The sequence below is a fragment of the Chryseobacterium foetidum genome, assembly GCF_025457425.1.
GTDB classification, from domain to species: Bacteria; Bacteroidota; Bacteroidia; order Flavobacteriales; family Weeksellaceae; genus Chryseobacterium; species Chryseobacterium foetidum.
Genome location: NZ_JAMXIA010000001.1, coordinates 3,202,548 through 3,224,513, shown reverse-complemented (window position 1 = coordinate 3,224,513; position 21,966 = coordinate 3,202,548). Strand labels below are relative to the sequence as shown.

General features: G+C 36.1%; 21 protein-coding genes. 11 read left to right on the top strand and 10 right to left on the bottom strand.

Annotation, left to right across the window (positions count from 1 at the left end; all coding sequences use genetic code 11):
• Positions 1-295: 295 nt before the first annotated feature.
• Positions 296-1,648 carry an ATP-binding protein gene (locus NG809_RS15040; protein ID WP_262151998.1) on the bottom strand — a complete coding sequence of 451 codons (1,353 nt, stop codon included), beginning with the start codon at positions 1,646-1,648 and terminating at the stop codon, positions 296-298.
• 241 nt (positions 1,649-1,889) lie between these two features.
• On the opposite strand from NG809_RS15040, the gene NG809_RS15035 reads away from it, so the two are divergent.
• From NG809_RS15035 to NG809_RS15020, 4 genes are all read left to right on the top strand, one after another.
• Entirely contained in the window at positions 1,890-2,627 is a 738-nt protein-coding gene (locus tag NG809_RS15035) for a hypothetical protein (RefSeq protein ID WP_262151996.1), read from the top strand.
• A gap of 74 nt (positions 2,628-2,701) precedes the next feature.
• Positions 2,702-3,604: an ABC transporter ATP-binding protein gene (locus NG809_RS15030; RefSeq protein ID WP_262151994.1), complete on the top strand. Its 903-nt coding sequence runs from the start codon at positions 2,702-2,704 to the stop codon at positions 3,602-3,604.
• A gap of 2 nt (positions 3,605-3,606) precedes the next feature.
• Positions 3,607-4,452 (top strand): ABC transporter permease, encoded by an 846-nt coding sequence (locus tag NG809_RS15025; protein WP_262151992.1) that lies wholly within the window; start codon positions 3,607-3,609, stop codon positions 4,450-4,452.
• A 128-nt stretch (positions 4,453-4,580) separates the two neighbouring features.
• Complete coding sequence (locus NG809_RS15020; protein ID WP_262151990.1) at positions 4,581-5,243, top strand: murein L,D-transpeptidase catalytic domain family protein; 663 nt, start codon at positions 4,581-4,583, stop codon at positions 5,241-5,243.
• Positions 5,244-5,301: 58 nt separating this feature from the next.
• Here the strand turns inward: NG809_RS15020 and msrB are convergent, their stop codons facing one another.
• Positions 5,302-6,393: a peptide-methionine (R)-S-oxide reductase MsrB gene (gene msrB, locus NG809_RS15015; protein ID WP_396124876.1), complete on the bottom strand. Its 1,092-nt coding sequence runs from the start codon at positions 6,391-6,393 to the stop codon at positions 5,302-5,304.
• Between the two features lie 410 nt (positions 6,394-6,803).
• On the opposite strand from msrB, the gene NG809_RS15010 reads away from it, so the two are divergent.
• A complete protein-coding gene (locus NG809_RS15010) occupies positions 6,804-7,097 on the top strand; it encodes a hypothetical protein (protein WP_056077064.1) in 294 nt (97 codons plus the stop codon).
• 91 nt (positions 7,098-7,188) lie between these two features.
• Here NG809_RS15010 and NG809_RS15005 read toward each other — a convergent pair whose 3' ends face one another.
• The 4 genes from NG809_RS15005 to NG809_RS14990 form a co-directional block, all read right to left on the bottom strand.
• Positions 7,189-8,385 carry an efflux RND transporter periplasmic adaptor subunit gene (locus NG809_RS15005; RefSeq protein ID WP_262151988.1) on the bottom strand — a complete coding sequence of 399 codons (1,197 nt, stop codon included), beginning with the start codon at positions 8,383-8,385 and terminating at the stop codon, positions 7,189-7,191.
• A gap of 389 nt (positions 8,386-8,774) precedes the next feature.
• On the bottom strand, positions 8,775-10,043 hold the full coding sequence (locus tag NG809_RS15000) for an ABC transporter permease (RefSeq protein WP_262151986.1): 1,269 nt from the start codon (positions 10,041-10,043) through the stop codon (positions 8,775-8,777).
• A gap of 131 nt (positions 10,044-10,174) precedes the next feature.
• Positions 10,175-11,404 carry an ABC transporter permease gene (locus tag NG809_RS14995; RefSeq protein ID WP_262151984.1) on the bottom strand — a complete coding sequence of 410 codons (1,230 nt, stop codon included), beginning with the start codon at positions 11,402-11,404 and terminating at the stop codon, positions 10,175-10,177.
• Positions 11,405-11,630: 226 nt separating this feature from the next.
• Positions 11,631-12,320 carry an ABC transporter ATP-binding protein gene (locus NG809_RS14990; RefSeq protein WP_262151982.1) on the bottom strand — a complete coding sequence of 230 codons (690 nt, stop codon included), beginning with the start codon at positions 12,318-12,320 and terminating at the stop codon, positions 11,631-11,633.
• Positions 12,321-12,751: 431 nt separating this feature from the next.
• Between NG809_RS14990 and NG809_RS14985 the strand changes: the two genes are divergently transcribed.
• The 6 genes from NG809_RS14985 to NG809_RS14960 all read left to right on the top strand — a co-directional run bounded on the left by NG809_RS14985 (position 12,752) and on the right by NG809_RS14960 (position 18,709).
• Complete coding sequence (locus NG809_RS14985) at positions 12,752-13,726, top strand: ribonucleotide-diphosphate reductase subunit beta (RefSeq protein ID WP_262151980.1); 975 nt, start codon at positions 12,752-12,754, stop codon at positions 13,724-13,726.
• 748 nt (positions 13,727-14,474) lie between these two features.
• On the top strand, positions 14,475-16,133 hold the full coding sequence (locus NG809_RS14980; protein WP_262151979.1) for a ribonucleoside-diphosphate reductase subunit alpha: 1,659 nt from the start codon (positions 14,475-14,477) through the stop codon (positions 16,131-16,133).
• 354 nt (positions 16,134-16,487) lie between these two features.
• Positions 16,488-16,937: a hypothetical protein gene (locus tag NG809_RS14975; protein WP_262151977.1), complete on the top strand. Its 450-nt coding sequence runs from the start codon at positions 16,488-16,490 to the stop codon at positions 16,935-16,937.
• On the top strand, positions 16,934-17,134 hold the full coding sequence (locus NG809_RS14970) for a helix-turn-helix transcriptional regulator (protein ID WP_262151976.1): 201 nt from the start codon (positions 16,934-16,936) through the stop codon (positions 17,132-17,134). The genes NG809_RS14975 and NG809_RS14970 overlap by 4 nt, the downstream gene beginning before the upstream one ends.
• Before the next feature lie 205 nt (positions 17,135-17,339).
• Positions 17,340-17,762 carry an endonuclease domain-containing protein gene (locus tag NG809_RS14965; RefSeq protein WP_262151974.1) on the top strand — a complete coding sequence of 141 codons (423 nt, stop codon included), beginning with the start codon at positions 17,340-17,342 and terminating at the stop codon, positions 17,760-17,762.
• Positions 17,763-17,818: 56 nt separating this feature from the next.
• Positions 17,819-18,709, top strand: a complete 891-nt coding sequence (locus NG809_RS14960) for a DUF72 domain-containing protein (RefSeq protein ID WP_262151972.1) — start codon at positions 17,819-17,821, stop codon at positions 18,707-18,709.
• Here the strand turns inward: NG809_RS14960 and NG809_RS14955 are convergent.
• The 4 genes from NG809_RS14955 to NG809_RS14940 form a co-directional block, all read right to left on the bottom strand.
• A complete protein-coding gene (locus tag NG809_RS14955; RefSeq protein ID WP_262151970.1) occupies positions 18,706-19,299 on the bottom strand; it encodes a hypothetical protein in 594 nt (197 codons plus the stop codon). The genes NG809_RS14960 and NG809_RS14955 overlap by 4 nt on opposite strands.
• Positions 19,300-19,336: 37 nt before the next feature.
• A complete protein-coding gene (locus tag NG809_RS14950) occupies positions 19,337-19,981 on the bottom strand; it encodes an HD domain-containing protein (RefSeq protein WP_262151968.1) in 645 nt (214 codons plus the stop codon).
• 135 nt (positions 19,982-20,116) lie between these two features.
• A complete protein-coding gene (locus tag NG809_RS14945; RefSeq protein ID WP_262151967.1) occupies positions 20,117-20,959 on the bottom strand; it encodes an alpha/beta hydrolase family protein in 843 nt (280 codons plus the stop codon).
• An 84-nt stretch (positions 20,960-21,043) separates the two neighbouring features.
• On the bottom strand, positions 21,044-21,931 hold the full coding sequence (locus NG809_RS14940; protein WP_262151965.1) for a ribokinase: 888 nt from the start codon (positions 21,929-21,931) through the stop codon (positions 21,044-21,046).
• Positions 21,932-21,966: the final 35 nt, after the last annotated feature.

The window sequence follows — 21,966 nt, the reverse complement described above, 5'->3', positions numbered from 1 at the left end:
ATACAAAATGAATATTAGATGAAAAATAAATATTCACCAATATAAGATGTTTTACTTTTCAAATATAGCTGTAAATCGCATAAACACAGGTACTCACTACATACTCTACGCTAAGGAAAATGGCTAAAAAAGGGATAAATGATGAAAATTAATCATGAAAAACAAATCAATTTTGCGAATAAATAATATTTACATCATATCTTAATAAAACAAAAGACCAGCGGTTAGGTCTGGTCTTTTGTTTTCTAAGAATATTTAATTGGTGATAAAATATTAAGATTAAATTTGTATCTAATCATTTTTTCTCCTCCTCTTCCCCATGTTGAAAACCGATCGCTCTTCTTGGCTGCTCTACTGCACGATAGGATTCCAGTTCATCTTTTAAAGATTTAATTCTGAATTGAAAATCTTCAAGATTATTAACGATGGCATCATGAATAAACTGAGCAACTTGCCCAAGATATTCTTCGGTAAGTTTGGATGCCGCTTCACGCAGAGCGCCGTTGATGAGATTTTGATCAATTACCAACTTTTCATTTCTTGTTTTTTGGTAAAGATTTTTAATCCTCTTTTTCAAACTCTGGCTAAAATCAATGATCATGGTGTTGCTGAACGTCTTCATCTGTGTAGATACACTGTGCCAGAAAGGAATTTTATCTGCTTTGTTGCTCTTCAGAATTTTAAATAATAAAGAGTCTTCTTCCAGACCTTTCAGCATCGAATAGAGAATAATTTCCGCTCTCTCCGCCGCGTTGGGAGGAAAAACAGGAACCAGAACATCAAATCTTCCTGGTGCAATAACTTCTTCATCAATTCCTGAAACCGAGTTGGCCGAACCTAACATTAAAATATCTGAAGAGGTAAATTTGCTGATGTGATGCAAAATAACTTCCTGAGTTTCCAGATTGCAGGTGGCAACATTGTTTTCGGCATTTCGTTCCATCATAATTTCATCGAAATCTTCCAGAAAAAGAGCTGCTTTTCCATCTTTCAACATGGTGTTGATGAAATCATTAAAATTTGTCTGATTACCATCTATAAGCGAATTTGAAAGATAGTGTTTTTTGATTTCTTTAAATTTATAGCCGATGATCTCAGCAATTTTGTTAGCCCAGAAAATTTTTCCGCTTCCCGGAGGCCCGTACAAAATAATTCCCGCAGGTTTGTGGATTCCCCAGTCTTTGATCTGTTGCGGATCGAGAAATGGCTCCAAAACTCCTGAAATATAAAAGAATAAGTCTCGGTAACCTATAAAATCACGCTGTTGGAGGCTGGTTTTATTTCCAAAATAATTATAGACAAACTGGTAATTTCCACCCAGCTTCTGATCGACCCCAAAACTTGAAACCGATGATCTGAAAAAGCCATTGTCAAAAATATTGTTCTGACTTTCTTTAATTATCTGTTCTACTTTTTCTTCGGGTTGTTGTATAGTTTCTGCAATTTCTTTTGCCGATTTATTTTCATCCAAATCTTTCTCATACTGACGCAGAAAATCTGAATTTTCGCGGGCAAATTTTTCAAAATCATCTTTTACGTCGAAATTAGTAGAAATGCACTCTCCAAGTTCAAGATCGAAATCCTGAATAAATCTTTTAATGGCTTCCGGAGATATGCTGAGTTCGTGGGCGAGTTCTGTAAGCTTCATATTCAAATATACTAAATTTTGCTTTTGCAAAATTTAGATTCAAGATTCAAGATTCAAGATTCAAGATTCAAGATTCAAGATTCAAGATTCAAGATTTGAGATTCAAGATTCAAGATTCAGGATTCAAGATTCAAGATGAAGATTCAAGATTTGAGATTTGAATATTGATTTCGAAAACTTCAGTAACAAATTATTCTTATATTTAGGTTCTATAACAAACTAAAATTATCGGGAGAAAATCATGAGATTACTTATAAATTTTCTACTTCTTTTATTATCTTTTTTGATAACCTCTTGTGAAAAACAAAATTCAGGTTTTGACAGTGCTGAAAAAAGTATTAATTCTATTTTAAAAAATTTTCCGATGATAGATAAAAAATTAGAGAAATCTAAGGAATTAGATTTAGACTCTTTATCTATTTCTCTATATAGAAATCCTGAAAAAATTGATTATGATGAAATTTTAGTTTTTCGTAAAAAAAATAAATTTTATGCAATTCCTTTCTTTTCAAACATGTATTTTGATTATTGGAATTTTGAGGGTGAAAAACAAAAACAACTATATGAGAAAACTAATACTAACTTCTCTATTCAACTAAAAAAGATTGTTACTGAGCTAAATCTTACCCCGGAAGAATTTGGATTGATCATTGAAGAATTAATGGAAAGTATTTTAAATACTGAAAAAAATTTACATTTAAAACCAAAAATATTTCAACATTATATTTATAGTATTAATAGAGTCGATAAATATAAAATTGAAGAAATTGATTCTTGTTTACGGAAAACAAATGAGATTTATAATCAAATTTTGAAAAACTTTAATCGAAAAGAAGCTTTAGGAAATAGTCAATTCTATTTGGACAGTAAAAATGGTAGAGTTTACGAATTTATAAATGATAGCAGAAAAAAAGATGAATTTAAATTTAAAGTTAAAACTTACCGTATTGAATGTTTTTCTTACAGATTAGAAATTTAGTTATTTAAAACATTCATCGACTTTGTAACAAACCCGTGAATTGTTCTACTATTTAAACGTAAAGCAAAATAAACATGGAAAAAGTTTTATCAGTAAAAAATCTGACAAAAAAATTCAAAAGAGTCGTTGTGAACGGAATTTCTTTTGATGTTGAAAGAGGCAACGTGTACGGCCTTCTTGGTCCCAACGGAAGCGGAAAGTCCACGACTTTCGGAATGCTTCTTTCCACCATCAATCCTACTTCGGGAGAATGGTATTGGTTTGGAAAAAAAGGTACAGATCCCGAAACCCTAAAAAGAATCGGTGCCATCATCGAACAGCCCAATTTTTATCCTTATCTGAGCGCTGAAAAAAATCTGAAAATCGTAGCTGAAATTAAAGGAACTCCTCACAGCCGAATTGATGAAGTTTTGGCAACAGTAGGGCTTTTAGAAAGAAAAAAAGATGCTTTTAAAACATTTTCTCTGGGAATGAAGCAACGTCTGTCGATCGCTTCTTCTCTCCTCAACAATCCGGAAGTTTTAATTTTGGATGAACCAACCAATGGGCTTGATCCTGAAGGAATTATTCAGATCAGGGAAATTATCTCAACGATTGCAAAACAGGGAATTACGATCATTATCGCCAGTCACCTTTTGGATGAAATTGAAAAAATATGCAGCCATGTGATTGTTTTGAAACAGGGAACTGCCATCTACGGCGGAAGAGTGGATGAAATGACCAGCAATAAAGGATTTTTTGAATTGAAAGCTGATAATAATGCTGCACTTCTACAAGCACTGGAATCTTTAAACTGGTTCAGTTCGGTGCAATCTGAGGGTGAATTTGTAAAAGCTCACGTGCGTGACGATGCTTCGGTATCAGCTTCAATGCTCAACCAGAATCTTGCGGAAAAAGGCATTTACCTTTCACACCTCAACAAGAAAAAACTTTCTCTTGAAACTCAATTCCTTGAACTTGTAAAAAACACTAAATAATCATGACTAAACTATTAAAATTAGAATACTACAAAAATCTGAATTACACACCGTTTAAGGTTTTTACGATTATGTATTTTGCGATACTCGTTATTTTTCTTTGTATCGGTTTGATTGACGTGAAAGTCTTCGGAAGTACCATCAATCTGAAAGAACAGGGAATGTATAACTTTCCAGGAGTGTGGAATTTCACAACCTGGACTGTTGCCCTGCTGAAAATATTTTTAGGGTTGATTATCGTTTTTTCAATTTGTCAGGAATTCAGCAACAGAATGTTTAAACAAAATACGATTGACGGTTTAAGCAGAGAAGAATTTATTGGTTCAAAACTTTTGACTATCGGTATTTTTACATTGATTTCCACAATTCTTGTTTTTGCAATCACCCTGTTTTTGGGATATCGGTATTCAAACACAACAGATTCAGCTTTGATTTATGAAGAAATATTTTTCATCGGAAATTATTTCCTGAAACTGTTTACATTTTTCTGTTTTCTGATGTTTTTATCCATATTGCTTAGAAAATCCATCTTTGTTTTCCTTGCTTTTTTTGGGATCTGGGTGGCCGAAGGTATTCTTGGCGGAATTGAAACTTATACTAAAGTTGCCGGTACGCAAGCCGCTGAACGCATGAAAATTTTACAGAACGATTTTTTTATCAGTAAACTTTTTCCTTTGGAAAGTATGTCGAGTCTAATTCCCAATCCGATGGTAAGAACCAACATGGCAAAAATGATGAATTTAAAATACGAATTCACCTACCCAACAGAAAGTTTAATTGCCTGCATCGTTTGGTGTGCAATCTTCATCGGAGGGTCTTATATGATTTTGAAGAAGAGAGATTGGTAAGTTGATTTGATATTTGATATTTGATATTTGATATTTGAATAAACGTAACACATTAAATATTATAAAAAGTGGTTCTTAAAAAGGATCGCTTTTATTTTTTTAATACTTTTAAATAAAATTAAATTTGGATGAAAACAAAATTCATCATTAATCTATTTCTTTTTTTACTTTTGATAAGCATTATTTCCTGCTCCAAATCTCAGGATAAAACTGGATTGTCTGTCGCTTTTGAAAATAATGAGAGGGAAGAAAAACCAATTTTAGATTCAGCGAAAACTTACAAAAAAGCATTGGAAGCATTGGATTTCTGTAAGAAAAATAAATTCAATACAGATTTTGCAATTTTAATCGATATGAGTCTGCATTCGGGTCTAAAAAGATTTTTTGTTTATGATTTTAAAACTGAAAAAATTACTCACCAACATTTGGTCGGACACGGTTGCGGAAGCAATGACTGGAGTTCAGATGAGTCCAAAGACAGTCCGGAATTCAGCAATGTGGATGGAAGCCATCTTTCATCTTTAGGCAAATATAAAATCGGTGCTCGGGGTGTAAGCGAATGGGGTGTCAAAACAAAATATCTCATGCACGGCCTTGAAAACACAAATAATAATGCGCTGAAAAGAGTTATCGTTTTTCATTCATGGGAAAGAATGAGCGATGAGGAAATTTTTCCGAAAGGCTCACCGGAAGGTTGGGGTTGTCCTACCCTTTCCAACAATGCCTTCAGAGCAGTAGATCCAATTTTAGAAAAATCTTCAAAACCGGTTCTGATGTGGATTTATCAATAAAAAAAAAGACCGCCTCGCGGCGATCTCTAACCAAACACTAATAAACTATGAAAACGTATTATTTTTTATCTAAAAGAGAAATATAATCTCCATAACCTTTTGCTTTCATTTCCGCTTTCGGAACAAACTTCAGCGATGCCGAGTTGATACAGTATCTTAAACCGCCTTTATCTTTCGGGCCGTCATCAAAAACGTGACCTAAATGGGCATCACCCGTTTTGCTTCTAACCTCAATTCTTTCCATTCCTGCCGAGCCGTCTTTTTTTTCTTCAATCAGTTTTTGCGTAATCGGTTTTGAAAAACTTGGCCATCCGCAACCTGATTCGAACTTATCCGTTGATACAAATAATGGTTCGCCTGTTGTGATATCGACATAAATTCCTTCTCTCGTTTCGTCCCAATATTCATTTTCAAAAGGTCTTTCGGTTGCATTTTCCTGAGTAACACTGTACTGTTCTGAAGTCAATTTACTTTTTAAAGTTTTTTTATCCTGCTTCTGATATTTCACAGCTTTTGGAGGATTTGCATTTTTTGCCATTTCAAACAATCCCGGCTCAATGTGACAATAGCCTCCCGGATTTTTCTCAAGATAATCCTGATGATAGGCCTCTGCACTGTAGAAATTTTTCAAAGGAATTGTTTCTACCAAAACCGGTTTTTTATAATTTTTCGCCAGTTTCTCAACCTCAGATTTGATAATCGCCTCAGTCTCTTTATCTGTTGAATAAATTCCCGTTCTGTACTGATCTCCTCTGTCATTTCCCTGCTGATCTTTGCTTGTAGGATCGATGGTTTTGAAATAAAGATCAATCAACAACTTTAAATCCACCTGCTCTGGATCGTATTTCACTTTCACAGTTTCGGCAAAACCTGTTGTATGACTGATCACCTCTTCATAAGTTGGGTTTTTCTTGTTTCCGTTTGCATAACCAACCTCTGTTGAAACCACTCCTCTTATTTGCTGGAAAAAATGCTCGGTTCCCCAAAAACAGCCTCCTGCAAAATAAACCTCCTTCAGATTTTTATTCTCCATTTCCTCTTTCTTTTCACGTTCAGAAAAACTTTCTTTAGATTTTACAGCCTTTTCGCATGAATTGGCAAAAGCTGTAATACCGAAAACAAAAGCCATCAAAACCAATATATTTTTCATTTTATCTTTATTGAACATTGTTTACTGTTTATCATTTTTAAAACCATCAAAAAACAATCAATTTTCAGGCTGATTTTGTCTCAACTCAAATGATAATCTCTATCCGGTTTATATTGATTTACGAGATTTTTTGATGTCTGGATTTTAAAAACTCAGGATTGTTGAGTTAATTAAATGTTAATGTCAAAACAGATACTTATCATCATAATCAACTTCAATTTAGATTAAATCTAAAGACAAAAGTTGGATTGATGTAGAATTAATTTTAAAACAATCAATGACACCTTCAAATGTAAAATTTCATTTTCAACTCAGCCGGAAATTATTAAATAATGCACCGTAAGGCACGACAATTGGTTTTAATGAAAATGATATATTTGCATAAATTAAAAAATTGAAAAGTCTGAATTATGGGAAAGAAAAAATATAAGAAACAACTGCTGAATTCTCTGAAATCGCTGAGCACAACCGAACACTACATTTTGGAGAGCATGACCAATCTGATGCTTTTGGGCGAATTCAAAAAAAACAAAATTGAATTTAAGGACGGCGACACTTTCAGTTTTAAAGACAATATTTTTGATTACAGCGAAGATAAAAACGTAAGAAAACTCGCCGAACTTCGCAGAAAAATGATGAAAACAATGAATAAAATTGTCGTTAAAAATAAATTTAAAGATAAGGAAATCAAGTTTTTAAGCTAATTCTCACTGATCAAATACATCAACAGTCGATCACAAACGCAAAAAAGTCCCGAATCAACCGGGACTTTTTCTTTATAGCTGAAAATTGAAATTACTTCTTCGCTTTTTCTTTCAATTCTTCTTTATCTTTATCTGAAGGATTCCAAACTTTCACCTCTGCATTTTTGTCGATTCCTGAAAGAATCTGAACGTTGATACCATCGCTGGCTCCCAGTTTCACATTTACTTTTTTGAATTTTCCGTCTGGCTGTTTTACTTCCACAAAAGGAACATCTTTTCCGTTCTTTTTATCGTACTGAATTAAAGATTCATCCAAAAGCAAAGCATTTTTTTCTGATTTCAAAACAATTTCTCCGTTAGCAGAAAATCCGGCTCTGATGTATTCGTTATTTGGGTTTTTCACGTCGCCCTCAACAGGAAATTTAATGGTTCCGTTTTCATCTTTTCCTTTTGGGGCAATCATCGTAAGTGTTCCCGGAAAAGTTTTATTTTGAAGTGCACCGATCACGATGTTCATTCCCATGCCCTGCTTCAGTTTTCCTGCCTGAGCTTCATCAATTTCACCCTGAAAAATCAGTGAATTTAAATCTGCAATCGAACAGATGGTCGTTCCCGCATTGAATGAATTCGCCTCAATTACCTGACTTCCCACTTTCACAGGAACTTCAAGCACTGTTCCGGCAGCTTTTGAACGGATTTGTGTAGTCGCCAAGCCCTGTAATTCAGGAATAGCACCCGTTTTCACGATCTGTAAAGATTTCTGAGCCGTTACCAACTGCTGATTTGCATTTCTGAGAGCCTGCTGCTGTGTGTAAAGTTGCTGTTGAGCGGTAAGATATTCCTGTTTTGAAATCACACCCTGTTTGAACAGTTTTTCCGACATTCCAAACTGAGTCTGCGCGTTGGAAAGATTCATTTTGGCATTGCTGATCTGAAGCTGCGAATTCTGAACGTTCTGTGTCGCATTATTTACCTCCGCAATATTTGGAATAATTCTCACAGTAGCAATCAACTGTCCTGCTTCTACTCTGTCGCCTTCGTCTACCAGAATTTTATCGATAATTCCGGCGATATTGGGTTTGATTTCAATTTCTTCTTTGGGAATAATTTTACCCGTCGCCATCACTTTATCATCCATGGTCTGAACGGTTGGTTTTCTCGTTAAAAAAGTGACACTTTCCTTTGAATTTGACTTCACCAAATACGTAATTCCCATGATAAGGACGCCTGCGAAAATAATTCCTAGGACGATGTAGATCGCTTTTTTCCAGCTGAACTTCTTTTTCATATATAGTTTATTTTTTTAATTTTTCTTTAAATTGAATTTTAATGAATGCAATTTATATTTCTTCGTTTTTTTTCTTTCTAAAAATGAATTCGCCCATTCAGGATTCGTATCAAAAATCCATTAACTCAATCGTGGTCCTGTTCCCCAAGCTAATGAACGTCGCCCTTTCAGGGCTGGATGAAATTTCCTTATCAAATTCATAGGGCTTCACCCTATGCTAATTTAGCCCGTCCTTTCAGGACTTATTATCTTTTAAAGTAAACTTCATACAAACTGCATCACACTTGACCCTTTTTACTTTTTCCCTGGCTCTTCTCTCTGGCTCTTTTTACTTTTAACTTGGCTCTTCCCCTTGATTCTTTTTACTTTTACCTTGGCTCTTATTAAACCTACTCCGACCTCAACGCCTCAATCGGCCGAATTTTCACCGCTCTCTGCGCAGGTATCATTCCGATAATTAAGCCTAAGAAAACCATTACGGACATCGCACTGAAAACATTTCCATAATTAACTGTAGGGTTGTAAAAAGGAAATTCCTCCTGTCCCTGCGTTGCCAGATCTAATACCATCAGCAAAAGAATTCCGAAAATAAACCCTAAAAGTCCGGATGAGAGTGTGATTACAACACTTTCCAGCAAAATCTGGTTACGGACTTCCGAAGGTTTTGCACCTAAGGCCCTTCTAATTCCGATTTCTTTGGTTCTTTCTTTTACTGTGATTAATAAAATATTTGAAATAGCAATTACTCCGGCGAGAATTGTAAGGGTTCCTACAATGATTGTTAAAAGCTGCATTCCATCCAAAAATCCGGTTAGTTTTTTAAATTCCTTTCCGAGATTGAAACTTCCGAAAGCATTGGTATCTTCTGGTGAAACTTTATTTTTAGTTTTTAAAACATCTTTAATTTTGACCTCAACCTCACTTACTTCGGCATCGGGCTTACTTACGACTGAAAAAACATCGATTTTATCTCCGTTGTTGAATAATCTTGTGAATGAAGAAAGCGGAATATACGCTGTTCTGTCATTTTCCATTGGCCCACCTCTTTTCACCCTAAAAACGCCGATGACATTAAAGAAAACGCCTTTTACATTGATTGATTTTCCAAGTGGATTTTCATTTTTCTTCGCATCAAAAAAGTTTTTATAAATTTCTTCTCCAATGACCGCTACGTTTTTATTTTGTGAAAGATCGGCATCATTCAGATATCTGCCGAAAATCAGTTTTTTCTCTGAAATTTTATTTCCAATAGGTGAATCTCCTGTTAAAGTATACGTTGCATATTTTCCGTTTCTTGACATCTGCTCGCCGGCACTTCCGAAATTACCGCGTGAATTTTGCGGGGAAATATAATCTACCTGCGATACTTTTCTTTCTAAAAGATCAATATCTGAAAGGCGAAGACTCATCTCTCTGCCTTTAGGAAAACCATCATAAGGAATAGATGTATTCTGTGCCCAGAGGAAAATCGTATTGGTTGCAAATCCGGAAAAAAGTTTATCAAAACCATTTTCCATTCCTTTTGCGGCGCCGAGAAGACTTACATAGAGAAACATTCCCCAGCCCACTCCAATCATGGTGAGGAAGGTACGAAGCTTATTATTCTTCAAAGAATAATAAATTTCCTGCCATGTATCTTTGCTAAATAAAATATTCATTTTTTAATATCTTTATTACTGGAAATTTATATTTCCCTCTAAATCTATGAATTCAAGTGATTCTTTTCATTTCATTTCACCTTGGCTCTTCCAATTTCGCTTTGGCTCTTTGTACTTTTGCCTTGGCTCTTTTACTCCGTTCTCAACGCTTCAATCGGTTTAATTTTCGAAGCTCTGTATGCCGGAACAAATCCTGCGATTAACCCAGAAAGTACAAGTGCGATAAATGCCATGATAATTTCCGTGGTTCCAACACTTGGATTTTTGATGAAATACTCTTCAAGACTGTCGCCGATAAGATGTAACGTTAAAATTCCAATTCCTACACCCACAAGTCCTGAAACGACGGTGATTACAACACTTTCCTGAACAATTAATGCAACAATACTTTTTGGTTTTGCTCCAATGGCTTTTCTTACGCCAATCTCTTTGGTTCGTTCTTTCACGATGTACACCATGATGTTGCTGATACCGATAATCCCTGCCAGCAGAGTTCCCAAACCGATAAAACCTACGATTGCAGTAAGCACGGCAATGAATACAAAAGTATCGCTCATATTTTGGGCATTATTCCAGACACGGACACCATTTTCATCATCAGGCGAAACATTTTTTCTTGATTTAAGTTTCTCTTTCAGTTCGTCTCCGTATTTAATTGCCTGATCGGGAGTCAGTTTTTCATCGTAAGCAATGAAAGTTGTACTTACCGTATCAGAGCCCTTTTTCATCTGCTGAAGTGTGGAAATCGGCACAGAAATATGCCTTTCGTCCCAGTCGCCGCCGTCATCTGAAAAAACACCGATTACTTTAAACATGGTTCCGTTGATATCGATATCTTTTCCTACAGGATTACCGTTTTTAATTAAATCACGCTGCACCATTCTACCGATCACTGCGACACTTTGCTTGTTTTTAACGTCATTCGGTGAAAGATATCTGCCGTCTAAAAGTTTTCTGTTTTCAATAAATTTTTCATCAGTTACCGAGCCGTTTATTTGGTAATTTCCGCTTTCTTTTCCGTATTTAACCAAAAGATTAGCCGTGTATCTCGGACTCGCGTATCCTACTTTTTCTTTATCAGCATTGACAAGAAAATCGTAATCGTCATTATTCATCGTGACCTGACGGTCAGATTGCAGACCATTGTATGCAATCGTGGTTTTTCCTGTAACGATGGTAATCAGATTCTGCGCATCTCTCGCAAACCCTTCTGTAAAGGCATTCTGTAAACCTTTACCAATTCCGAAGAGTACAATGAAAATGAAAAGCCCCAATGCCACGGTAAAACCCGAAAGCACCGTACGCAAAACATTGCTTCGGATCGAACTGAATATTTCCTGCCAACGGTCTAAGTCAAACATAGTTTTTAAGTTTGAAGCGGGAAGCTGGATGATGGAAGTTTCCAAGCTGACCGCTGATTTTTTTAGTTTGAAGCGGGGAGATAGAAGACCGAAGTCTCCAATCTTCCGCTGTTTTATTTAATAAATATTGTCTGTTTTTTTCTAATTTTACGAAACCAAAGTTTTGTAATTAAAATTTTCTTCAACACACACTCAAAACTTCCATCTTCCATCTTCCATCTTCCATCTACAAAACAATCTGCTTTATAAACTCATCACTTTCAATAATGCCATCTCTTAAAATCACGTTTCTTTTGGTTTGTGCAGCTACGTCATTTTCGTGGGTTACTACAATGATGGTTTTACCTTCGTTGTTGATGTCCTGAAGGAGTTTCATAATATCGTGAGTGGTTTTTGAGTCTAATGCTCCGGTTGGTTCATCGGCTAAAACGACTTTTGGGTCGGTAATCAAAGCCCGCGCGATGGCGACTCTCTGTTTCTGTCCACCCGAAAGCTCGTTGGGTAAATGATTTGCCCACTGTGCAAGGCCTACCTTTTCAAGATACTCCATGGCCCGTATGTTACGCTCTTTTCTCGGAACATTTTGGTAGTAAAGAGGGAGCGCAACATTATCCAAAGCTGTTTTGTATCCAATCAGATTGAATGACTGGAAAACAAAACCCAGAAATTTTGAACGGTATTCCGCTGCTTTCACTTCATTCAGGTGTTCGATGGGAATGCCGTCGAGGTCGTAAACGCCGCTGTCTTTCTCATCCAGAATCCCGATGATGTTCAGTAAAGTGGATTTTCCAGAGCCCGAACTTCCCATAATGGAGACAAATTCGCCGGCAGAAATAGTAAGGTTAATGCCCTTCAGTACGTGAAGTTTGCTTTTTCCTGTATCGTATGATTTGTGTAAATCCTCAATTACTAGCATGCAGTGATTCTTGTTTTTGTATTCAATAAGTAGCTTGGAGAAAAGATTTGTTACAGATTGCGCAATTAATTAAAAAAAAAGATGTGTTTGATATATAAAATTTTAATAATCAAATAAATACAGAACACTGTTTAATTCCAGATTTCACAGAGACGGCTTTTAAAAAGCATAAACCACTCTAAACCAATGGCAGAGCGAGTTTGAGGTAATTGTGGAAAACTTTTAAGGTTAAAAGACAGCCAATTAGTCTTTAGCCCTTTCCAAATCGTTTCTTTTTTTCGAACTTTGTGCTTCGCACGGTACAGGAGATGAGTGAGCGCAAAAGTTGATAAGTTGAAGATTCAAACATCGATGAATCAGAAAGTTATCCCTCTCCTGAGTTTTATACACAGTGATCATTTTTTTAAATTTTAAAGACAATACAATTCGATATGGGAATTTTTGATAAAAGAGTAAGCTACAAGCCATTTGAGTATCCTGAAGTTCTTCAGTTTACAGAAGCAATCAACAAGTCTTTCTGGGTACACTCAGAAGTAGATTTCACGGCAGATGTTCAGGATTTTCAGTCGCAGCTGGAGCCGCACGAGAAAAATGCGGTAAAAAATGCACTTTTGGCGATTGCTCAGATCGAAGTTTCTGTAAAATCATTCTGGGGTAATCTTTACAACCACCTTCCAAAGCCTGAACTGAATGGCTTGGGTGCTACGTTTGCAGAGTGCGAATTCCGTCATTCGGAAGCGTATTCGCGTTTGCTTGAGGTGTTGGGATACAATGAAGAATTTCTTCACGTAATCGAAGTTCCTGCCCTGAAAAAGAGAATTCAGTTTTTATCTAATGTACTGAAGCATGCTAACTCAGCGACTCCGAAAGAGTATGTTTCGTCACTGCTTCTGTTCAGTATTCTGATTGAGAATGTGTCTTTGTTCTCGCAGTTTGCCATTATTTTGTCGTTTACAAGATTTAAAGGTTTCATGAAAAATGTTTCCAATATTATTGCATGGACGTCTATTGATGAGCAGATTCATGCGAACGGTGGGATTTATCTGATCAACAAAATCCGTGAAGAGCAGCCTGACCTTTTGACTGATTCTGATATTGAAGATATTTATACTTTGGTAGACCAATCTATCGAGGTGGAAGGAGAAATTCTGGACTGGATCTTTGAAATGGGCGAACTGGATAAGTTCTCAAAACAGGATTTAATCAACTTTATGAAATACCGTGTTGACGAAAGTTTAACCAAAATCAACATGGAAAAACGTTACAACACCACTGCAGAACAATATAGCCCGATGAAATGGTTTGAAGAGGAAGTTTTTGCCAATTCTATGGACGATTTCTTCGCAAAAAGACCGGTGGATTATACGAAGCACGATAAGAGTATTACGGCGAATGATCTATTCTAGATTTAAGATTTAAAATTCAAGATTTAAGATTATTTGGGCGCCTGTTTCCGCCTTCCACTCCCGCTTTTTTGTTATTGCGACAGAGCAGAAGTAGTTTTTTGAACTATTTTCGAATCACAATAACAAAAAGAGCTCCGTTCAAGTCGGGGCGCGAGTGATTCGAGAAACGAAAGAATAGTATTAGAGATGTCATGCTGAGCTTGTCGAAGCATTTCCACAAAAAGAAAAGATTGCCTCTTTCCTCGCAATGACGGAGAATTAGATAAAACCTCATAGGTTTTGGAAACCTATGAGGTTTGGCTGGAAACTTCAATAGGAACGGGCTTTAGCCCGTTTGTAAAAAAAAGAAATTCATTTGGCTTTAGCCAAAACTTAAAAAAGTATTTTTTGCGCAAAAGACCTTGACAAGGTCGATTTAAATAAAAGCAGAAAAGTCAAATTGAAAGAGATTGCTTCGTTCCTCGCAATGACAAAGTGGTCGCAATGAAAGGATTCGGTAGTAAGGAAAAACGAAACGTCGTCTTAGCCCTGATTGCAGCGGCATCCTTTTTTGTGATTGCGATGGCAGAAAAGTGAAAATGATAAAATAATGTGGTTAGCAATCACAAAAAAGATATAGCGGAAAGCAGGTACAGGAGTGAAGAGAAAGACAATATTTTCTGCTCCTAAAAAAAATATTAAAACAACAGATTGCTCTATTCCCGGCAATGACAAGCGGGAATGGAAGCGACAATAACAATATAAAAAGATGGAAGAACAAAAAAGCGATATCTGGTGGCTCAACGAAGAATCTGAGCAAATGCTGAACAGAGGTTACCTTCTGAAGGGCGAAACCGTAGACGGTGCAATCGACAGAATCACAACTGCCGCAGCAAAAAAACTTTACAAACCTGAACTGCAGCCGGCTTTCAAGGAGATGATTACGAAAGGATGGATCAGTTTTTCTTCTCCGGTTTGGGCGAATATGGGAACGCAGAGAGGTCTTCCAATCTCTTGTTTCAACGTGCATATTCCGGACAGCATCGAAGGAATTACCCACAAAATGGGTGAAGTGATTATGCAGACGAAAATCGGAGGTGGAACTTCGGGTTATTTCGGCGAGCTTCGTAACAGAGGAACTGCGGTAACCGATAACGGAAAATCTTCTGGTGCGGTTTCGTTTATGAAACTGTTTGACACGTCGATGGATGTCGTTTCTCAGGGCGGTGTGAGAAGAGGTGCTTTTGCGGCATATCTTGATGTTGACCACGGTGATATTGAAGAATTTTTATCAATTAAAGACATCGGAAGTCCAATTCAGAACCTGTTTACAGGGATTTGCGTACCGGATTACTGGATGCAGGATATGATTGATGGTGATGCCGACAAGCGTAAAATCTGGGCGAGAGTTTTGGAAAGCCGTCAGCAAAAAGGTCTTCCTTACATTTTCTTTACGGATAACGTGAACAGAAACAAGCCACAAGTTTATAAAGACCTAGGATTAACCGTTAATGCGAGTAATCTCTGTTCGGAAATTATGCTTCCTTCTACCAGAGAGGAATCTTTCATCTGCTGTCTTTCTTCTATGAACTTAGAATTGTACGACGAATGGAAAGATACGAACGCTGTACAGTTGGCGATTTATTTCCTTGATGCTGTTTTGTCTGAGTTTATCGAAAAAACGGAAGGAAACTATTACCTGAAAGGAGCGAGAGACTTCGCAATGCGTCACAGAGCGCTTGGTTTGGGAGTTTTGGGTTACCACTCTTACCTTCAGAAAAACATGATTCCTTTTGAGAGTTTTGAGGCAACGCAGTTTAATGCAAGAGCTTTCAAACACATCAGAGCACAGGCAGATATCGCATCAAAAGAACTGGCCAACATCTACGGTGAACCAGAATTACTGAAAGGTTACGGAATGAGAAATACAACGGTAATGGCGATTGCTCCTACCACTTCAAGTTCGGCAATTTTGGGACAGACTTCTCCAGGAATTGAGCCTTTTGCTTCAAACTATTACAAAGCTGGTCTGGCAAAAGGAAACTTCATGCGTAAGAATAAATATCTCGCAAAATTACTCGAAGCGAAAGGTCTTGACAATGAAGAAACATGGAGAACGATTATGCTGAACCACGGTTCTGTACAGCATCTTGCTGAACTGACTGAAGAGGAAAAAGCAGTATTTAAAACTTTCAAAGAAATTTCTCCGATGGAGATTATTTCTCAGGCTGCACAGAGACAGCAATATATCGATCAGGCGCAGTCATTGAACTTACAGATCCCGTCCACGATGCCAGTGAAAGATGTCAATTACCTTTACATCGAGGCTTGGAAGAAAGGTGTGAAAACTTTGTATTACCAAAGAAGTTCATCTGTTTCTAAGGAGATGATGGTGAACTTTGTGACGTGTTCGGCTTGTGAAGCTTAAAGGAAGAAACAAGTAAAAAGTAAAAAGAGCCAGGTGGCTGTGAATATATAACCGTGGGAGTTTTTCCTGCGGTTTTTTTTGTACCAAAAATTTACAACCACAAAAGTCACAAAAGAAATGCTTGACGGAAAAAGTTAAAAATAAACTTTTGAAAAGAGCAAAAAAGGTGTTTGGTTACATTCTGCTTATTTGAACTTTAAAGGATTATAATTTTCGCTCCACCTTTTGTGACTTTTGTGGTTTTAAAAATCTAATTAAAATTAGTTTCTTTCTTTTCGATTTAAAACGAAAAGTAAAATAAACTTTACATATTGTAAAATATTTTTTACATTTGTTGAAACAAAATTTTACAACATGAACACATTACAACTTTTACCGAACCGTTTTAAAACTATCGGTTGGTTTATTTTTCTTCCCTCATTAATTTTGGGACTGATTTCTCTTTCGGGAGTGATAAATTTTGAAATCTCATTGCCGGTTGTCTACAATTCGGGATTTTTCAGTGATGAAAATCAAGGTTTTTTGAAAACTGCAGATATTGATTTATTTCCAAATTTTTTTGGGATTTTAATTATCATCGGCGGAATTTTGGTAGGATTTTCAAAAGAGAAAATTGAAGACGAGTATATTTCGAGCTTAAGATTAAAATCGGTTTTCTGGAGTTTGATCGTCTCCTACTCTATAGTTTTTATCCTATTCGTTACCGTTTTTGGAAGTTTATTTCTTACCGTGATGATTCTCATTATGTTTCTGCCACTGGTTTTATATGTTTTCAGATTTAATTATTTACTGCTTAAAAAATGAAAAATACCATTAAAATCGAAAGAGCTTTAAAAGGCATCACGCAGGAAGATTTAGCAAAAGTAATCAGCGTTTCGAGGCAAACCATCAATGCTATGGAAGCGGGAAAATACGTTCCGTCTACGGTTTTGGCTTTGAAGATTGCGAGATATTTCGGGAAGAAGGTGGAGGATATTTTTGAGCTGGAGGATGGGGATTGAATGTATAAAAATGTTTTTCGTACAACATTTGAGCTATGAAATTTGTTGCCCCGACCCTAAAGGGAGCAAATTTCAATTCACGTTTCTGCATTTTAAGAGGTTATTACTGAAAAAGCATAAAATGCTCTTTCAAAAATCCTCCCTTTAGGGCTGGGGTAAAGATTTTGATTTGCTAAAAATTTCTTAGTTTTAATAAAAATCACAAATGAAAAAATTCAAACCAAACTATGATGAAGGAATGTGGAAAGGTGCTTCAGGAAGTTCTTTTAGCAAAGCTAAGTCACTACGAATAAATGAAACCCAGACGGAAAAAATTCTTTGGGAAAAATTGAGAAATAATCAATTCAGAGGATTTAAATTCAGAAGACAACATCCAATTAACTTATTCATTGCTGATTTTTATTGTCATCAATTGAAATTAATTATAGAAATTGATGGTCAATATCATAACTTTCAAGAACAAATAAAAAAAGATAGAGAACGAACCGAGATTTTAGAAAGCAATGGTCTACAAGTGATCAGATTTTCGAATAATGAAATTATGGAAGATTTAGACAAAATAATTTCAGAAATTAATGAGAAAATCGATGAAATTCTTGTTTCTCAAAATTCAAATCAATCGCATTAATTTATTTATATTTGTTTAAATCTAATCCTTCCAATAATTCTTAAAATTTAAGCCAAATGAAATTCGGACAAGTAGAAGACCCGTCAAAAATAGATTTTACATTACCAAAAGATCATTCAAGAACCAAGGAAATTTTAAAGCAAAATAAAAAGGGACTTGAAAATATCTCGATCGGTTGTGCAAAATGGAACAAAACTGATTTGAAAGGTTTTTATCCGAAAGGTACAAAGGACGAATTGGGCTACTACTCTACGCAGTTTAATTCTATCGAACTGAACGCTACTTTCTACGGAATGCCGACCTCCGAACAGGTTTTGACATGGAAGGAAAAAACTCCGGCAGATTTTAAATTCTTTCCGAAAATAACCAATACCGTTTCCCATTTCAGAAGACTTTTGAATATCGATGATGTCGTAACTCAGTTTGCAACGGCAGTTTTGAATTTTGATGAAAAACTGGGAATGGTTTTCCTTCAGCTTCATGATAATTTTAAACCCAAAGACTACGAAAGGCTCGAGCAGTTTGTGAATAAATGGCCGAAAGAGGTGCCCTTAGCCATCGAACTCAGAAATACGGAATGGTTTAGTGATGAAGAGATTTTTGATAAAATCTGTCAGCTTTTTGAGGATAATAATATTACGAATATCATTGTTGATACCGCCGGAAGAAGAGATATGCTTCACATGAGACTGACGACTCCAACCGCTTTTATCAGATACGTTGGAGCCAATCATGAAAGCGATTACGAAAGACTTGATGACTGGTTGAAACATCTGACGAAATGGAAGAAAGAAGGTCTGCAGAATCTCTACTTTTTTGTTCACCAAAATCTTGAAAAAGCTTCACCACTGCTTTCAGCCCATTTGATTGAAGAGATGAATAAAGAATGGAAAACTGATATTCACATTCCTAAACTTGCTCAGGAAAATCCCCAGAGTCTGTTTTAACTTTTCTTTCTCAAAATCAGGACGAGATTCAGGAAAATCAGGAGGAGATTCAGGGTTACCCAAATTCCTGAAAACATGTTTTTATAATTGTCTTCCTCAATTTCCTTTTTTGCGATGGCTGAAAGTTTTTCGCTTTGATTGATGTAATTCTGAACTTCAATTATCTGATCCATATTTTTATTGGGAACAGCATGTTGCGAGAAATAAACAAGATTTTTTTTGCCTAAATATCCTGCAATCCAGTATTCGTCGGAATTTTTCATATTCAGATATTCCACTCTGTAATATTCGGGACGGATTTTTCCGACATGACTTGTTTCCAGCGCCTCTGCTGTCTCACTTTTGTTGATTTTGATTAAATAAAAATCAAGCGGCTGTGGGAGTTTGTTGATGAGCTGGAGCGAAACCGAATGATCTACAATCCGAATCGTGCTCTTCTTAATAAACCAATAGGTAAAAAGTGAAATGGCAAAAACGAGACTCAAAACCCTGAATAATCTGGCCAGCTCCCCCGCCCGTCCCTTTTTTATTTTCGACAGAAAAAGAGACAGCACAAGAATCACGAAAACCAATGAAAGAATAAATCCCATGAAACAAAGATATGAATAGATTTTTTAGCCTAAAACATTAATCTACATTCCATTCTTTATAAAACTGGTCGAGGAAAGAGAGCATAAACTGATGCCTTTCTTCGGCTATTTTTTTTCCTTCATCGGTGTTCATTAAATCTTTCAACAGCAAAAGTTTTTCATAGAAGTGATTAATTGTTGTTCCGTCTGATTTTTTGTATTCTTCCTTCGACATATTGAGTTTTGGCTGAATATCAGGATGATACATCAGATTATTTTTAAAACCACCGAAATTAAACGTTCGAGCCACACCAATCGCTCCGATGGCATCGATTCTGTCGGCGTCCTGAACAATTTTTAATTCAATTGGTAAATCTTTTGGTGCTTCTCCTCTGTTTTTAAATGAAATGTTCTGAATTACAAATAAAACCTGCTGAATAACGTTCTCATCGACTTTTAAGCCTTCCAATAATTCTCCTGAAATTTTCAAAGCTAAAGTTTCGTCGCCATCGTGAAATTTAGGATCAGCAATATCGTGAAGTAAAGCAGAAAGTTCAACAACTTCAAGATTACAGTTTTCAGTTTGGGCAATTTTTTTCGATAATTTCCAGACTCTCTCGATGTGAAACCAGTCGTGACCGGCTTCTGCGCCTTCAAGTTTTTGTTTTACGAATTCTATTGTGCTGTCTATTACGTTCTTCATTTTTAAATTTTAATTTAGTTATTCGCGGAAAACCACCCCGTCAAAAAATCGAAGATTTTTCGCCACCAATGCCTCAATATTTTATTTAATTGATTCGGCGAATCTCGTTCCTCGATTTCCAAAAGAGAGGAATGGTCACGATTCCATCTCATGCAGAATGATATCCCAAAGATTCTCATTATAGCTTCTGAAAAAATTGATGTGACCTATTTTTCCTTTTTCAGATTCCGAAGTTTTTAGAATTCTGAATTGAGGTTTTAAATTGGAGTAAGTTTCATTCATTAAAGACTTCACCCCTTTTTCCGTCAGCCAGACATCATCTTCAGCGTATAAAACCAAAACATTTTGATTTAAATCTTTAGAATAATCAATCGTCTTTTCTAATAATCTGTTGGTGGATTTCCGGTTCAAAATTAAGGTTCTCCAGTCATAAGCGCAATTTTTTGGAAGACTTTCTCCCAGTCCAAACCAATGTGCTGGAAAATAACCAAATAGCTCTGTAAAAAATGGCTGAACAAATCCGAACCCGAGAAAAGCTTCGAGTTTTGTTTTCCATTTTAGGTTTCCGATAAAGGCATTTTGAGTTGCAACGAAAATAAATTTTTCAAATATTTTAGAATATTCATTCATTCCTAAAATCAATGCACCAACCGAATGTCCGAGGCAAAATTTGGTATGATTTGGAAAGATTTTAATTAAAAATTCAGTGATTATTTTAAAATCCGAAGTTCCCCATGACCGCATTGATGCCTTTGATTTTTTGAAATTAACAGGTTTTGAAAGCCCAATTCCTTCATAATCATAAGTAATAACGGTGAAGCCTTTTCTTTTTAAAAATGCAGCTAAAGAGAAATAAATCTGCTGCCGAACACCCGTTGCAGAGTTGATGAGCAAAAGTTTTCTACTGTCATTTTCGGGTTTGAAAATATGCAGACAAATTTTCGCACCATCAGGATTGGTAAGATATATTCTTTCCATAAAGAAAAATTCCACCTCAAAGGTGGAAAAATTATGTGACTATAAAAACTCCTAAAAGCTTTTTAAATATGCATTAAATAACGTTTAGAGAAGTTCTTTCAATTGAGGAAGTCCCGTTTGTGCTCCGTTTTTCAAAGAAACTTTTGCCGAAACTTTGTTACCGAGATTTACACAGTCTTTGAGATCATTTCCACGTGCAAAAGCGTACGCAAATCCGCATGTGAAGCCATCTCCCATTCCAATCTGATATTTCATCGTCTCACTTTCCTCTCTTTGATATTTCATTTCATTTCCATCATGATAAACAGTGGAATTGGTTTCGTCACGCACAAATAATTTATTTGAAAATTTCTTTACAACGGTTTCAAGATCTTCGTCTTCAAAAAGCAAAGAAAGCTCGTTGCTTCTTACAATAATAAAATCGGCCTGATCTAAGATAATCTGATCAACCTTACGCGCCGGCGAAGCGTAAAGACCTACAGTTTTATGGTGAAGTTTGGCCTTTAAAACAGCATGTTTCAGAAGTTCGTCAGAAATTTCGAGCTGTACAAGCAACAGGTCGCTTTCGCGTATATATTTTTCAGCAGCATCAATCTTTTGGGTTGTTAAACACTGATTTGCTGCCGGAATAACCACAACGGAATAATCATGATCTGTTTTTGTGATAAAGGCACTTCCTGTAGTTTCCTGATCGGTTTCGGTAACAAAACCTACATTCACATTCTCTTTCACCAGATTTCTCATGATCTGCTGACCCGCAGGATCCATCCCGACACATCCGATAAAATAAACCTGAGCTCCCAAACGCGACATCCCAACTGCCTGATTGGCTCCTTTTCCACCAAAAAAATATTCAGATTTCCTTGCGGAAACAAACTCGTTGGGCTTCGGCAATCTGTCTGCTGTGACCATCTGATCGATAGTACAGCTTCCAATTACAATTACTTTAGGTTGAGATTTTGAGAATTTCATTTACATACGAATATGCCGACTAATTTAACTCAAAA

Bases quoted from the DNA above. Each gene is read 5' to 3' on its own strand.
- NG809_RS15040 (WP_262151998.1), bottom strand. From the start codon at position 1,648: ATGAAGCTTACAGAACTCGCCCACGAACTCAGCATATCTCCGGAAGCC.
- NG809_RS15035 (WP_262151996.1), top strand. From the start codon at position 1,890: ATGAGATTACTTATAAATTTTCTACTTCTTTTATTATCTTTTTTGATA.
- NG809_RS15030 (WP_262151994.1), top strand. From the start codon at position 2,702: ATGGAAAAAGTTTTATCAGTAAAAAATCTGACAAAAAAATTCAAAAGA.
- NG809_RS15025 (WP_262151992.1), top strand. From the start codon at position 3,607: ATGACTAAACTATTAAAATTAGAATACTACAAAAATCTGAATTACACA.
- NG809_RS15020 (WP_262151990.1), top strand. From the start codon at position 4,581: ATGAAAACAAAATTCATCATTAATCTATTTCTTTTTTTACTTTTGATA.
- msrB (WP_396124876.1), bottom strand. From the start codon at position 6,393: ATGAAAAATATATTGGTTTTGATGGCTTTTGTTTTCGGTATTACAGCT.
- NG809_RS15010 (WP_056077064.1), top strand. From the start codon at position 6,804: ATGGGAAAGAAAAAATATAAGAAACAACTGCTGAATTCTCTGAAATCG.
- NG809_RS15005 (WP_262151988.1), bottom strand. From the start codon at position 8,385: ATGAAAAAGAAGTTCAGCTGGAAAAAAGCGATCTACATCGTCCTAGGA.
- NG809_RS15000 (WP_262151986.1), bottom strand. From the start codon at position 10,043: ATGAATATTTTATTTAGCAAAGATACATGGCAGGAAATTTATTATTCT.
- NG809_RS14995 (WP_262151984.1), bottom strand. From the start codon at position 11,404: ATGTTTGACTTAGACCGTTGGCAGGAAATATTCAGTTCGATCCGAAGC.
- NG809_RS14990 (WP_262151982.1), bottom strand. From the start codon at position 12,320: ATGCTAGTAATTGAGGATTTACACAAATCATACGATACAGGAAAAAGC.
- NG809_RS14985 (WP_262151980.1), top strand. From the start codon at position 12,752: ATGGGAATTTTTGATAAAAGAGTAAGCTACAAGCCATTTGAGTATCCT.
- NG809_RS14980 (WP_262151979.1), top strand. From the start codon at position 14,475: ATGGAAGAACAAAAAAGCGATATCTGGTGGCTCAACGAAGAATCTGAG.
- NG809_RS14975 (WP_262151977.1), top strand. From the start codon at position 16,488: ATGAACACATTACAACTTTTACCGAACCGTTTTAAAACTATCGGTTGG.
- NG809_RS14970 (WP_262151976.1), top strand. From the start codon at position 16,934: ATGAAAAATACCATTAAAATCGAAAGAGCTTTAAAAGGCATCACGCAG.
- NG809_RS14965 (WP_262151974.1), top strand. From the start codon at position 17,340: ATGAAAAAATTCAAACCAAACTATGATGAAGGAATGTGGAAAGGTGCT.
- NG809_RS14960 (WP_262151972.1), top strand. From the start codon at position 17,819: ATGAAATTCGGACAAGTAGAAGACCCGTCAAAAATAGATTTTACATTA.
- NG809_RS14955 (WP_262151970.1), bottom strand. From the start codon at position 19,299: ATGGGATTTATTCTTTCATTGGTTTTCGTGATTCTTGTGCTGTCTCTT.
- NG809_RS14950 (WP_262151968.1), bottom strand. From the start codon at position 19,981: ATGAAGAACGTAATAGACAGCACAATAGAATTCGTAAAACAAAAACTT.
- NG809_RS14945 (WP_262151967.1), bottom strand. From the start codon at position 20,959: ATGGAAAGAATATATCTTACCAATCCTGATGGTGCGAAAATTTGTCTG.
- NG809_RS14940 (WP_262151965.1), bottom strand. From the start codon at position 21,931: ATGAAATTCTCAAAATCTCAACCTAAAGTAATTGTAATTGGAAGCTGT.